15 protein-coding genes are annotated in these 14,474 nt (G+C 35.7%); all 15 read right to left on the bottom strand.

Annotated elements, in window-relative coordinates:
- Nucleotides 1-34: 34 nt before the first annotated feature.
- Nucleotides 35-898, bottom strand: coding sequence for a putative sporulation protein YtxC (ytxC, locus tag F7888_RS08060; protein ID WP_191778664.1), 864 nt, complete (start codon nucleotides 896-898; stop codon nucleotides 35-37).
- 163 nt (nucleotides 899-1,061) lie between these two features.
- Nucleotides 1,062-1,850, bottom strand: coding sequence for an ATP-binding protein (locus tag F7888_RS08065; protein ID WP_191778665.1), 789 nt, complete (start codon nucleotides 1,848-1,850; stop codon nucleotides 1,062-1,064).
- A gap of 13 nt (nucleotides 1,851-1,863) precedes the next feature.
- Nucleotides 1,864-2,556: a helix-turn-helix domain-containing protein gene (locus F7888_RS08070; protein WP_191778666.1), complete on the bottom strand. Its 693-nt coding sequence runs from the start codon at nucleotides 2,554-2,556 to the stop codon at nucleotides 1,864-1,866.
- Nucleotides 2,557-2,582: 26 nt separating this feature from the next.
- A complete protein-coding gene (locus F7888_RS08075) occupies nucleotides 2,583-3,974 on the bottom strand; it encodes a replication initiation and membrane attachment family protein (protein ID WP_191778861.1) in 1,392 nt (463 codons plus the stop codon).
- A 184-nt stretch (nucleotides 3,975-4,158) separates the two neighbouring features.
- Complete coding sequence (nrdR, locus tag F7888_RS08080) at nucleotides 4,159-4,617, bottom strand: transcriptional regulator NrdR (RefSeq protein WP_191778667.1); 459 nt, start codon at nucleotides 4,615-4,617, stop codon at nucleotides 4,159-4,161.
- A 114-nt stretch (nucleotides 4,618-4,731) separates the two neighbouring features.
- Nucleotides 4,732-5,112, bottom strand: coding sequence for a cytosolic protein (locus F7888_RS08085; protein ID WP_191778668.1), 381 nt, complete (start codon nucleotides 5,110-5,112; stop codon nucleotides 4,732-4,734).
- A gap of 124 nt (nucleotides 5,113-5,236) precedes the next feature.
- The gene (gene speD / locus F7888_RS08090) at nucleotides 5,237-5,617 is read right to left on the bottom strand and encodes an adenosylmethionine decarboxylase (protein WP_191778669.1); all 381 of its coding nucleotides are present in this window, start codon (nucleotides 5,615-5,617) and stop codon (nucleotides 5,237-5,239) included.
- Nucleotides 5,618-5,875: 258 nt separating this feature from the next.
- Nucleotides 5,876-6,907, bottom strand: a complete 1,032-nt coding sequence (locus F7888_RS08095) for a glyceraldehyde-3-phosphate dehydrogenase (RefSeq protein WP_191778670.1) — start codon at nucleotides 6,905-6,907, stop codon at nucleotides 5,876-5,878.
- Nucleotides 6,908-7,088: 181 nt separating this feature from the next.
- A complete protein-coding gene (gene coaE / locus F7888_RS08100; protein WP_191778671.1) occupies nucleotides 7,089-7,697 on the bottom strand; it encodes a dephospho-CoA kinase in 609 nt (202 codons plus the stop codon).
- A gap of 23 nt (nucleotides 7,698-7,720) precedes the next feature.
- A complete protein-coding gene (ytaF, locus tag F7888_RS08105; RefSeq protein WP_191778672.1) occupies nucleotides 7,721-8,359 on the bottom strand; it encodes a sporulation membrane protein YtaF in 639 nt (212 codons plus the stop codon).
- Between the two features lie 91 nt (nucleotides 8,360-8,450).
- Nucleotides 8,451-9,275 carry a DNA-formamidopyrimidine glycosylase gene (mutM, locus tag F7888_RS08110; protein WP_191778673.1) on the bottom strand — a complete coding sequence of 275 codons (825 nt, stop codon included), beginning with the start codon at nucleotides 9,273-9,275 and terminating at the stop codon, nucleotides 8,451-8,453.
- 12 nt (nucleotides 9,276-9,287) lie between these two features.
- Nucleotides 9,288-11,918: a DNA polymerase I gene (gene polA, locus F7888_RS08115; protein ID WP_191778674.1), complete on the bottom strand. Its 2,631-nt coding sequence runs from the start codon at nucleotides 11,916-11,918 to the stop codon at nucleotides 9,288-9,290.
- Between the two features lie 131 nt (nucleotides 11,919-12,049).
- Nucleotides 12,050-12,250 carry a cold-shock protein CspD gene (cspD, locus tag F7888_RS08120; protein ID WP_191778675.1) on the bottom strand — a complete coding sequence of 67 codons (201 nt, stop codon included), beginning with the start codon at nucleotides 12,248-12,250 and terminating at the stop codon, nucleotides 12,050-12,052.
- 211 nt (nucleotides 12,251-12,461) lie between these two features.
- Nucleotides 12,462-13,391, bottom strand: coding sequence for a protease modulator HflC (hflC, locus tag F7888_RS08125; protein ID WP_191778676.1), 930 nt, complete (start codon nucleotides 13,389-13,391; stop codon nucleotides 12,462-12,464).
- Complete coding sequence (hflK, locus tag F7888_RS08130) at nucleotides 13,384-14,355, bottom strand: FtsH protease activity modulator HflK (protein WP_191778677.1); 972 nt, start codon at nucleotides 14,353-14,355, stop codon at nucleotides 13,384-13,386. The genes hflC and hflK overlap by 8 nt, the downstream gene beginning before the upstream one ends.
- Between the last annotated feature and the right edge of the window lie 119 nt (nucleotides 14,356-14,474).

The following is a 14,474-nucleotide window of genomic DNA, read 5'->3' on the forward strand; positions in this document are numbered from 1 at the left end:
TCTATCCAAAGAAAGCAAGAGTGAAATGCGGATGTTAGATTTTTTTCTGTAATTTGGCTTGTTCAAAGTAATTTCTCGAATAAATTTGAACTCGCTCTAAAAAGATATTCTGAATGGTTTGTACCATTCCATGATCTACCTCATTCGTATAGATAATGATTGATTGAGGCGAAATCGACACTAATGGTGCAATCACCGTTGAATCAATATACATTGGGTGACTTACAATTAATTTACGGTCAATATGCCTTGTAATCTCAGAGTATTTTAACTCTGTAAAAGAGTCATTGTAAAAATAAAAATGTTCATCATGATAAATGTGTAAGCAATCAATTTTTGCTGACCGATCAAACGTGTAGTCCCTTAAATTTTGAATAAAGTTTTGATATTCTTGCTCGAGCTTATATTCATCTATTGCCATCTCAGCAATTTTTAGCAACTTCTCTGTGTAGTTGTGTAGTCTAAATTTGATAAAGGATTCAAATGAAAATGAGATGGTTGTTCTCATAAATTCTTGAAGAGCCTCTGCTACAACCTCTTCTCTTGCTTTCAGTTCTTCAAGCTGTGGCATATCATCATATTGTCCACCAAGTAGCCCATGTGCAATTTGAAGTATTTGATGTTGCTCTTCTACATCTGTGAAATAAAAATCACTTTCAATAATCGATAATAACTGTGAATCTTCCACACACTCAATAATATATTGGGTTAAGACTGGAATAATCAATGTCCTTAGAGCTATTTCTTTCTTTGCCTGAATGGAGATAAACAATGTATTATTTTGTTCTAAATCATATGTAATGTTTATGTAATTTATTGAAAGAGCTAGCTTGGCTTTGTTTAATAACTCATATAATCGCTTTGCCTCTAACCCATCTTGAAAAGAAATTTGAATCAAGTTTGTCCCTCCTTTTGCCAGTACCCTGTTCATATGTATATGGGGAGTAGGACAAATTTAGAAGAGATAAATAGAAACAATTTTGATGAAGTTTTATTACCAGGTCATACAACAGCTACAATAAAATAAGGTGAAATCAATTTGATCTCACCTGTACGTCATATTATTGATTCATTGAAAGATTTTTTGAACGATAGCTATGTGGTGTTGTTATATTTATAATATGTGACTCATCCATTTTATTTTTGATTCGATCAGCGATTCGACCACCATAACGCTCCTCAAGTTCATGTAAATCTAAATTGGAAGTATAGATTGTACTTTTTCCTTGGCGCTGATTGATTAATAAAAACATTACTTCCTCTACCCAATCTGTTTTTCTTTCTGCACCGATGTCATCTAGAATTAATAAATCAACCTGTTCAATAGCAGAAAATAAATCATTCTCAGAGAAGTCAACGTCTTTTCGGATAATACTCCTAATCACATTTAATAGTTTTGGTACATCAAAGAAAAGTGCTGTATAACCTGTATTTTTTATTAGTTTATAGGAGGACACAGCCAAGTGACTCTTTCCACGACCTTTATCTCCATAAATATATAGTGATTCTTTTTTCGTGAAGTTTTCTAAATAGTCGTAAATTCGCTCAACAGCTTGGTCGAGACTTTCATAATCTGATTTAAAGTTCGAAAACTCGGCATTTTTTAAGTCATCATTTAAAATGGAAAACCTTTCAAAGAAACTAATTTTAGCTTGTTTAGAGGCTTCAATGGTTTCTGATGCTAGGCGGCAATCACATTCGTTTTTTAAGATGTCCCATTCACCTTTTCTTTCACCACCAATGATTTTCATACGGACTGTTTTTACTTCACGATTACATTTAGGGCATGTATATTGTTCAAGTATTTCCATGTTCCCCATATCACCAAGTAGCTTTCCGATCCGTTCCATATACTCACTCCTCTCACTTATTCAAAATCCGCTTAACGGTCTCTATCTCTACACCTGACATCTTAGCTATTTTAGGTAACGAATAAGTACCCTTATTATAAAGAGACTTCACAACCGCCTCAACGTACTGCATTTTCTTTTCATCATATTTAGGCTTTTGAACTACAATTTGTTCTGCCTTTTTTTCTTTATACTCTTTTCTTACAACATTGTTTGGTTTTTGTTCAGTAACAGTGGACTTTGCAGCCTTCTGTTCCTTTAATTTAGATTCAAGGTCTAAAAAGCGTTTTGCCCACTTATTCTCAGTTACTTCCTCTACTTGCTTAGGAGCAGGCTGAGTGGACTGTGTAGGCACTACTGCCCCTTCTTTTTTCTTGGCCGCTTCCAGCTCTCTGAACTTTAGTGCCATAACCTTGTCCTTTTCTTCCTGCTGCTTTACTTTTTCTTCTTGTTTTCTTCTCATCCTAATTGCACCATGCTCAATTAACTGTTCCTCTAAGAGGGAAAAGAAGGATTTCACACTCGATGTTTGATTAAAACAAAAATGAAGAATCGTGACATATTCCTTCTCTGTAAATAAATCCTTATATAATTCCTGATATTGAAGAATGCCATATAAAAAGTTACTATTTACACTTTCATACAGTTTTATTTTTTCCGCATGATATTCAATCGCTCGTTCTAAGTATGATTTATCTTGATTCATTTAACCCTCCCCCGAATAAAAGGAACCTATTGATGATCAGATGATTGTAATAGTTCTTTCAGCTTTGCTACACGTTCTTGAAGCTGGCTTTTCTCTTCTGTTAAATCTTCTTGTTTATCTACTTGTGTTGCCGGTACACTTTTCTTTTGAGCATTACCCTTTGATTTGGTGGTTTGCTTCTTTTGGGTCGCCCATTTTTGGTATTCACGAGTCTCTTCTCTTGCTAATAGCATAGCCTCTTTTACTGTTTTGACATTCTTTCGTGTCCAATGGCTAGCTATTTTTTCAATATACGCTTTTGAAAGCTTCATATCTGTTTTTAGCATGACGTAGTAAATTAACACATTGACTACCCCAGGTAACAGCTTCTGATGAAACATGATATCTTCGATGATTTTCAAGTCAACAGCAGCAGGCTCAATTCCTCCTGACAAATCTGTTAAGAGTTGCTTAGGGGAAATTTGTTCTAACTGCTGCATAAGCTCTTCGTCTTTTGTTTTTGGCTGTTGATCCATCATCGACCGATAAGGTATAGGCTGTGTTCGTTCAATCAGGGTAGGAAGAACATTACCATGTTCAAACTGATACCAATCTCTCGCTGCTTTTCTTAGCATCTCAATATCGATATTCTCCATATGGTCAAATGCACTCATGACAATATTTTGCATCTCAATCGGATTAATATCGTACAAGAAGCTCAACTTTCTAATGGCTTCCTTTACCTTTGGTGTCAATGATTTACTCGGAATCATCACTTCTGACATACCTGAGATTAATAAATCAAAATCAAATATAGACTCGCTGACTTCTGGAAATTCAGCACTAGTTCTTGAGAAGTATTCTTTCCCATTACTTAATTCAAGGTCTTCCCTTGCCTCTTCTGAAATATTAGAAACCATTTCCTTTGGATTAACTGATTTGAATACATGATCAAATGATTTGGATACCACTTTAAATTTTTCCATATCGAGTACTTCGTCAGAAAAGAACTTTTTCAACTTTAGAAATTTATTCTTTCCAATCAGATGATATAAATAAATATTTAGCATTCCATCATTGAAGAATTCTTGAGGGGAAAGAGGTGGTTTAAGTTCATATATAAATAATCTTGTTTCATCATCTTCATTGACAAACGTATTTAACAGCCCAATGCCTTCAAGCTTAATTCTTTCATGATAGATTTCTTTTAGATTCAATTGTTGCAATACCATGATGCTGTGATGAGTATTTTCCTCGCTCCACAGTCGATTTTGTTGAAGCTCGCTCCATAATGTTAAATATAGGCTTAATGCCTTTGCCCCAATTAAAGGTTGATAAAGTAATGTTAAGATATTTCGATCAAATTCGTTATTTAGAACCCCTGCAGATTTCACAAGATATCGATCTACTGGGAGTAATTCCTTCCAATGCTGCTCCATACTAATCAATGCCTTCCCTCTACTAATTCTAAGGTCTTGCTCTAAATTGTTGTTTATTAAGCCGCTGCTAGAAATACTACTTTATTATAAGGATATCATATTATTGTCCCCAGAAAAGCTGGAGAAAACAGCCTAAGGTAAATGATAAAATGAAGAAAAAGAGCTTAACCTAAGCTCTTTATCTCTATCTTTCTTTTTTTATTAGCTCTTTTAGCTCATCAATGAATACATTAATGTCTTTGAATTGACGATATACAGAAGCAAAACGTACATATGCAACTTCATCAATACTTGCTAATCGATCCATCACCAGCTCACCTATAGATTCACTTTGCACTTCTGAAATCCCTAAGTTTCGCAATTCTTTTTCCACTTCATGAGTAATATCTTCTATTTGTTTTAAAGCAACTGGGCGTTTTTCGCAAGCCTTTATTAAACCACGAAGAATTTTTTCTCTGCTAAATTCTTCACGGGTGCCTTCTTTTTTCACAACAATAAGCGGAATTTCTTCGACTTTTTCAAACGTTGTGAAGCGATACTGACATTCCTCACATTCACGTCTTCTTCTGATAGCTCGTCCATCATCAACTGGGCGAGAATCTAAAACTCTAGTTCCATTATGTTGACAAGTAGGGCATTTCATCGCAAACAGCTCCCATCCATTCCATAAGAAGAACATTCATTCTTCAAGCGTTCACATACTTTTATCTTATAAGAAAGCTGCAATAAGTACAAGCTTTAATAAGCTTCAAATTGATTATTGTGATCCCCCAGCATGAATAAATGGTAACTTACGATCTAACGTTTGGTATAAGGTTGTAATTAGCTTGTGACTAGCCCCGAAATCAATTGGTAAAAGCAATGTATTCGTGGTTGCAGAGAAATCTACTGATGTTTCAAAAGGACGAACACTAATGACTGTTGCGACAATAAATGATTTCTTTCCTTTAATGCTCATTTCCCCGCGCTCTTCAGAGATTGAAGTGATGGTATATCCATCCATTTGTTCAATCATTTCTTTAACCGCTTCCATTGCTTTCTTTTGTGATGTCTTATAATAGTGACTTTTTAATGATTCATCTCTATGATCATCTCTTGTTTCATTATGATTTGTAAATAAACGCTTAAGCTTCCCCATATTCGTTAAGCACTCCTTTTAGGATTATATTTTGATTGTTAGTAATGTCTGATAATGTTAATACGTATTAAAAAAAGAGGTGCATTGTATACACCTCTTAATTTTAGTCTATTATTCATATTTTTTAAAGAGCTTTTACTTGTGTTGGTTTAATTTGCACTGGACCTTTACCACGAGGGATCTCAATATTCTCACGAGTTTGTGCTCCTAGAGCCTCAGCAATATAATCTGCAGCAATATTCGGATCTAAGTCACCACAAGTATACACATCAATGCTTGCATAACCATGTTCAGGAAAGCTATGAATGGTTAGGTGAGATTCAGAAATGATAACCACTCCGCTTACACCTTGTGGTGCGAACTTGTGAAATGCTACCTCACGTACTTCAGCTCCTGATTTAAGTGCTGCATTGACAAATGTTCGCTCAATTTCTTGCACATTATTTAATTTTTCAAAGTTACATCCCCATAGCTCAGAGATGACATGACGTCCCATTGTTTCCATTTTTGTTCCCCCTTTAACAAAATTTGTTCCATGAGCTCTTTGCAATGGCATGTGAATACTACCACGGGGGAAAGTTAGTCCAGAGAGGTCCTAACCCTTTAAGTAGTCACAAAACCTGCGAATGTAAGAAGTTCACGAAAAATAGTATACTTTGTTTGGTATATTTTTGCAACCGACTTTTAGCAAATTGGATGGATTGTAAAGGGGTTTTTCAACGATTAGTTTGTCTGTAGATGGACGTCATCATGCAGAGAAAACTTAGCCAACTTTTGAATTACTTACCGAACCCATTTTGTAGCCAACATGCTTCGCTAAATCGACCACTCTGCTCGAATATCCCCATTCATTATCATACCAAGCAAGAACTTTGATTTTGCGAGAACCAATGACCATAGTCGATAATCCATCAATAATCGATGAATGCGGATTTGTATTAAAATCAATGGATACAAGTGGTTCTGTCGTAAATTGAATAATTCCATTCATTTTGTTCATTGCTGCCATGTTGAAGGCATGATTCACATCTTCTTTTGTGACATCTGTATTTACATCTACTACTAGGTCAACGAGGGATACATTCGGTGTTGGTACTCTTAGCGCTAATCCGTGCAATTTCCCTTTTAAATGTGGTAAGACTAATGACAGAGCCCTTGCAGCTCCAGTTGTAGTTGGGATGATGGACTGTCCGCAAGCACGTGCTCTTCTAAGATCTTTGTGGGGATTATCAATATTATTTTGGTCGTTTGTATAAGAATGCACAGTTGTCATAAGGCCGTTTTGGATACCGAACTGTTCATCTATAACTTTTATGACGGGTGCAAGACAGTTTGTTGTGCAGGATGCATTTGAAATAATCGTGTGGTTTCTTATATCAAATTTATGTTCATTAACTCCCATCACAATTGTTATATCTTCATTATCTCCTGGTGCAGTTAAAATCACTTTCTTTGCACCTGCCTTCACATGTGCCATCGCTTTTTCTTTAGAATTAAATTTCCCAGTCGCTTCAATCACAATATCTATGTCTAAATGGTTCCATGGGAGTTCTAGTGGATCTCTTGAGCTTAGTAGATTGATTCTTTTTCCATTCACAATGAGTATATCTTCATCAGTAGTTACTTCCCCATCGAAAACGCCATGAATGGAGTCGTATTTAAGTAGGTGTGCTAAAGTTTCTGCAGGATAGCTTGCATTAATTGCTATTATATCTAATTCATTTTCCATCATAGCTTTACGAAATACCATTCTTCCAATTCGTCCAAATCCATTAATCGCCACTCTAGGTTTCATATATAACTCGCCTCCGTTATATGTGTTATACTTTTTATCTGTTTTTCCTTTTAAAGTATAACATGAATATAAATAGTATGTAATTATCAATTTGCACAAATTTAAAATGTTATTATATTTTGAATGTTTTTGAAAAAGGACAACTAATAAGCAAAAAAAGAACTACTTTATAAAGTAGCTCTTAGACATAAGTAATAATATTCCATTCTTTAAGTATTTCAATTAGTTGTTGTTGTGTATGTTCTGTAGTTCCGTTATTGTTAATCACTGCGTCAGCAAGATGAACTTTGCTCATTAGTGGCATTTGCGAGGAAATTCTTGCCCTTGCCTCGTTTAGAGATAAATCGTTTCTTGCCATGAGTCTTTGAACCTGTATTTCTTCATCAACAAACACAAGCATTGTTTTATCAACCAAATGAGTTAAATTACTTTCAAATAGCAAGGGAATATCTAAGAAGACAGCTTTCTCTCCTTCTGCGAGATAATGTTCTTTCTCTTTGATCATTCTTTTTCGAACTGCTGGATGAACAATCTCATTCAACTGCTTTCGTTTGTCCTCATCATGAAAGATGATTGACCCGAGTTTTGCTCGATTGATCGACTTATCTTCATTTACTATTTCTTCACCAAATGAATCTATAATTTGTAGATAAGGCTGTTCTCCGATCTCTACCACTTTTTTTGCAATGATATCTGCATCAATGACAGGAAATCCCATGCTTAGTAGCATTGTGGATACCGTGCTTTTTCCACTTGCGATTCCTCCAGTTAGTCCAATAACACAAGACATGATTAGTTATCCTCCTAAGTTGATTAAAACTTCCATATACCTAGTACAATTAGTAAAACTCCTGGTAAGAATGTGAATTTCTCTACCCATTTCATTTCAGAAAAGAATCTGCCACATTTGATTCCACTTGTAACAAATAACGAACTCATCACGGCGACAAACACCGCCATTAGCCAAGGTGAATAGCCAAGTAATGCCGCTCCAATACCAGCACCAAAAGCATCTAATGATAAGGCTAATCCGAGTAAAAAGGCTTCAATCCCGGTAATCGTCCCAGATTTATCAAAATCCGCATCCATCGGTCTTTTTAAAATCTGAATGACTAATCCTAAAGATTTAATTTCAACCTTCACTAATGTTTTTCTTTCTTGGTGTGATTCATTACTATCATTTTGAGGTCGGAAAAACTGATACAAAATCCAAGCACCAATTAATACTAACACTATGCCTCCAACCATCTCAGCAAAATCTGGCGAAAGAAAGCTGGCAATCGAATTACCAACAGCCATCGCAAGTAATAATGTTAATGCAGAACAGCACGCGATCATCACGATTGATTTAAAAGGTATTTGCATTTTCCTTAATCCATAGGTGAAACCAACACTAAAGCTATCTAAGCTTACCGCAAATGCTAACAAAAGTAGTGAGATATATTGAACCATTAATTTTTAAGCTCCTCCCCTAACAATCGCTAAGTTAGTATATGGAAGGAGCCTATTTGATGTGAACTGTCCTTATTAAATTAATTGAACTTTACTTTTGACATTTAGGGCAAAAGTGAGTCCCTCTACCACCTACAACTGTTTTCTCAATGATGGTTCCACACCTCTTACATGGTTCACCCTTTTGGCCATAGACAAACAACTCAAGCTGGAACATTCCAATTTCACCTTGCGAATTAACGTAAGAGCGAATGGTACTACCACCCTTATCAACTGCTTCTTGTAGAGTTGAAATAATCTCTTGGTGAAGTCTTTTTATTTCCCTTGGCTTAATTGAGCTTGCCTCTCTCTCAGGATGAATTCCCGCTCGAAATAACGCTTCATCCACATAGATATTTCCTAAACCAACAACAATCTTTTGATCTAATAAGGCAACTTTTACTTTGCGGTTTGTTTTCTTAAGGTACTCCGTCAGACGTTGTTCCGTGAATTCAGCTGAAAAAGGCTCTGGCCCAAGTTGAGCAAGTGGTAGGCTTTGTTCCTCTTCCCCTTTTAAATACAAATGAAAGGTACCAAACTTTCGAACATCACGATAACGTAACTCTGTTCCATCTGTAAACGTGAATATCACATGAGTATGCTTATCAAATGTCTCCACGCTTTGGTATAATCCATACCTACCTTCCATTCTTAGGTGAGAAACAAGGGTGTAATCATCTAAGATAAATTTAATGAATTTACCTCTACGCTCTACATCATGTATTGTTTGACCTTTTATTGCATCAATAAATTGCTCACTATCGGCTGGCTTTTTAATCATTTTCGGCCAAAAAACCTGCACGTTTTGGATTGTTTTCCCTGCAACTAGCCCAATTAATGTACGCCTTACTGTTTCTACCTCTGGTAATTCTGGCATACAATCACTCCTTTATTTAGCGTCATACCATGTTGGTCCGTATGAATAATCCACTTTTAACGGAACTTGTAATTCAACGGCATGCTCCATTACTTCTGGAACGATCTTCTCTAATTTTTCAATCTCATCCCGTGGTGCTTCAAAGATGAGTTCATCATGCACCTGTAATAATAATTTAGCTTGGAGCTTTTCATTTTCTAATCGTTTAGCCATCTCAATCATCGCTTTTTTGATGATATCAGCTGCACTTCCTTGAATTGGAGTGTTCATCGCTGTTCTTTCTGCAAAGCTTCTGACATTGAAGTTACGGGCAGTGATTTCAGGAATATATCTTCTACGCTGTAAAAGAGTGGAGACATACCCTTTTTGCTTCGCATCTTGAACAATTTCCTCCATATAATCTTTCACGCCTGGGAAGCTTTCAAGATATCTTTCAATAAATTTCCCTGCTTCTTTTCTCGTAATGTCCAAGTTTTGAGATAAACCATAATCACTAATACCATATACAATTCCAAAATTAACTGCCTTTGCCTGTCTTCTCATATTAGAAGTAACCTCTTCTGCTTTCACATGAAATACATCCATCGCTGTTTTCGTATGTATATCAAGATCATGTCTGAAGGCATCTATTAGGTTATCATCATTAGCAATATGAGCTAATACACGTAATTCAATTTGAGAATAATCGGCAGCAAAGATCACCCAATCACTATGTGAAGGTACAAAGGCTTGTCTAATTTTACGTCCTTCTTCTAATCGAATCGGTATATTTTGTAGGTTAGGGTCGGTTGAGCTTAAACGACCAGTCTGTGTCAATACTTGATTATAAATGGTATGAACCTTTGACGTGTCGTTATGAACAACCTTTAATAATCCTTCAATATAAGTCGATTGCAATTTCCCAAGCTGACGATAGTCTAAAATATATTCAATGATCGGATGCTTACTTGCAAGTTTCTCAAGGATATCTGCTGAAGTTGAGTAACCAGTTTTTGTCTTCTTGACGACAGGTAAGCTAAGCTTTTCGAAAAGTATCACTCCGAGCTGCTTCGGTGAATTAATATTAAACTCCTCACCCGCTAGTTCATAAATCTGTTTCTCCAGTGTAGTTAGCTTTTCTGTAATTTCTTTTCCCATCATTTGAAGTCTAGGAACATCTACAGTGATTCCTTCTGATTCCATGTCAGCCAAGATTCTAGCTAAAGGCATTTCTAAATCAGTAAATAATTCATATTGCTCATTTTCCTTTAATTCTTCTTCATATATTTCCTTTAATTTATGTAATGCGATCGCTTTTCTTACAAGATGCTCTGCAAGGATCTTTTCTTCAGGACAGCATCTTTTTGCCCCTTTTCCGTAAACAGCTTCATCTGTTTGAATATCCATGATTCCTTTTGCTTTGGCAATTGTAGCAATATCTTCAAACGTCTGTGAAGGATCAAGGATATAACTTGCAATAAGACAATCGAAATCTACTCCATTTAAATCAATATCCTTCCAGCGTAGGGCAACAATTGATCTTTTTCCATCATAAACAGTCTTTCTGTTACTCTCATCGGCTGCCCATTCTTTAAATAATGATGACCGGGTGGCAACCTCTGTTGGAATAAAGTAATAACCATTCTTATTGACGATAGCGATACCTTGTATATCGGATTGATGATAATTCCCTTCCATTACTTCAATAATAATCGTTGAATCTGTCGTTAATACTTCTTGATTGAGATCTTCAACAAAAGTAAAGTCAATCTCTTCTAATACATGATCTTCCTCAGATTCAACGATGTCCATTTTATCTAATAATGAGTTAAAGCCTAATTCTTTGAATAACTCAATCACCTTTTTCTCATCGTATCCTTCATATTGCGTGTCTGGTAAAGAAACTTCAATCGGTGCTTCTGTGAGAATTGTAGCTAGCTGCTTACTTAGGATGGCTTGTTCTTTAAATTCCTCAAGTTTTTCCTTTAGTTTTTTCCCGCTGACCTTGTCCGTGTTTTCAAGTAACGACTCTAGTGTTCCAAATTCTTTTAATAGCTTAAGAGCTGTTTTTTCACCTACACCAGGAACTCCAGGAATATTATCTGACGTATCCCCCATCAGACCTTTCATATCAATAATTCGTTCTGCTGGAATGCCATACTTTTCTTCAATAAAGGCTGGAGTGTATGAATCTACATCTGTGATCCCCTTTTTTGTAATATCCACGGTGACTTTATCTGTTGCTAGCTGTGTTAAGTCTTTGTCACCTGAGATTACTTTGACCTCGAATCCTTCTTTTTCAGCTTGAATTGATAAGGTCCCGATAATATCATCAGCTTCATACTTCTCTAGTTCATATCGTTTGATATTATAGGCATCTAAAAGCTCACGTACGAAAGCAAATTGTTCAGATAGCTCTGGTGGTGTTTTTTGTCGGCCACCCTTATATTCACTAAATGTGGAATGACGGAAAGTTGTTTTACCCGCATCAAATGCAACGAGCATATGGGTTGGTTTCTCATGTTCAAGGATTCTCATAAGCATCATCGTAAAACCATATACAGCATTCGTGTGAATCCCTTTATCATTATTTAGAAGAGGTAAAGCGAAGAACGCGCGATAGGCGATGCTGTTCCCATCTATTAACACTAGTTTTTTACTCAAAATAAATCCTCCCTAGTTCATTCATGTCATGTCTACATTTTATCATGTTCAGAAAAAGAAAGGAAAATAACTGATTATCTCTTGAGACAAAAAAAACAGACCCCTAAGGATCTGTTTTTTCGCTTATATAATTAAGCTTTAGTTACGTTAGCAGCTTGTGGTCCACGGTTACCGTCAACGATTTCAAAAGTAACAGTTTGACCTTCTTCTAATGATTTGAAGCCTTCGCCTTGAATAGCTGAGAAGTGAACGAATACATCGTCTCCACCTTCGCGCTCGATGAATCCGAAACCTTTTTCTGCGTTAAACCATTTTACTTTACCTTCTAACATTTTGTTTCCTCCTAGTGTGTTTGCACACAGTGTAATACTATTCTTGCTCTAAGAGATATTTCAAGACGAAAAGCCATTTAGAACTTGTTCTATCCAAACATTCCGAACAAAAATAATTCTTCTTAATTTTAACAGTAAACCCAAGACTTAGCAAGTATTTATAACAATGATTCGCTATTTTCACGATACTTTTCTTAGTACTGTAGACGATCTACTCCATATAGCCCATTAGAATTCTTGCATATGGTGAATCTGATGGTAGAATAATCACTGTTTTATCATTAATTGTCTTCTTATATGAGTCTAGTGTTCTATATAAACTATAGAATTCTGGATCTTTCGAGAATGAGTCGTTATATATTCTTGCAGCTTCTCCTTCTCCTTCTCCTCGAATCACTTCAGCTTCTGCTTGCGCTTTTGCCAATAATTCAGTTACTTCACGGTCAGTCTCAGCTATGATTCTATTTTTCTGAGCATCCCCCATTGATAGATATTCTTGTGCAGTAGATTCACGCTCAGAAATCATTCGAGTAAATACAGATTGTTCGTTTTCTGTTGGTAAATCCGTTCGCTTCATGCGAATATCAGTAACAGTAATTCCATAGTTATCTTCTGCTAGTAACTCATTTACTTTTTCTGTGATACGGTCGTTCAAGCTACCTCGAGATGACTTTTCATCATTGATGATTTCATCATAATTTAATTGACCCAGTTCTGTACGAATGGCTGAATAAATAAATTCATCTAATTTAGCCTCTGCATTTATGACTGTTCTAGTTGTTGAGATCATTTTAATTGGGTCTTCAACCTTCCAAAGAGCATAATTATCAATGATCATTCTCTTTTTATCTTTTGTATTAATCTCAGCTTCCTTAACATCATAAACCATTTGATATTTTGGTAATGTTTCAACCGTTTGAATGAAAGGAATTGTGTAAGTTAGGCCAGGAGTGGATTTAATTCTCACAACCTCACCAAATTGACGTACTACCTTGTACTCTCCTTCTTTAACAATTAACAAGTTTGTTAGAATAACACCTAAAAGGACGAAAGTAGCGACTAGTATGATTCCTACTCTCGTATATTTCTTCCATTCTTTATTCCCACGTTCATTAATATCAACAATGTTTTCATTACTCATTAGTTCCATTACCTCCCTCTACAACAGCTGGTGTTTGTTTTTGTTCTTCTAGAGGACGAATCGGAAAATACTTCATCGTGTTTCCATCATCATTCATAATATATATTTCTGCACCTGGTAACACTTGGTCAAGTGTTTCAAGAACAAGACGCTGTCTTGTAATTTCTGGTGAATTTTTGTATTCGTTATAGAGTTCATTAAAGATCGCAACATCACCACGAGCAATTTCAATACGTGCAGCCTTATCTCCATTAGCTCGTGAAATCAATGCGTCCTTTTCTCCTTCTGCCTCTTGTGTCCGTTGATTTCTATATTTATTTGCTTCGTTGATTTTCGTATTCATTGTTTCACGAGCATCTGTTACATTCGTAAATGCTTTACGTACATCTGCATTTGGTAATTCTACATCTTGTAGTTTTACACCGACAACTGAAATTCCAATTTCATACTTATCAATTAAAGAGGTCAATAGTTCACGTACGTCAGCTTCGATTTGCGCCTTTCCAGAGGTTAAGGCATCATCTATTTTTGAACTCCCAATAATACTTCTGAGTGAAGCTGATGTTGCATTATGAAGAATTTGTTCTGGGTCTTCCGAATTAAATAAATAAGTTGCTGGGTCAGTGATTTTCCACTGAACAACTAAATCAGCAAGGACAATGTTCTCATCCCCAGTGATCATTTTTGTTTCATCTGCATATTCAACAATTTCACCATTACTTTGCTCATATCCAAATTGCAAACTGAAATTCACCTTTGGTAAGACTTCTACTGTTTGAATCGGCCAAGGTAATTTAAATTTCAATCCTGGCTCTACAATTGGATCACCAGCCTCCCCAAATGTTAAGATGACGGCTTGTTCTGATTCATCTACCGTATACCATGAAGTTAAAGCAGTAATACCCAAAATAATTACAACAATCGATAATCCTATGATCGTATAAATACGTTTAATACTTATCATGTATTTCCCCTCTTTCAATATTACTTTTGTTTCTATCTATTTACGATTATATGATAAAAAGGTTTCAAAAAGATTAGTTGCATTTTATTGCCAAAAGATTTGAGCAAAAAAAAGAGTGA

This window comes from Litchfieldia stipae, from assembly GCF_014837155.1.
Taxonomy (GTDB): domain Bacteria; phylum Bacillota; class Bacilli; order Bacillales; family Bacillaceae_L; genus Litchfieldia.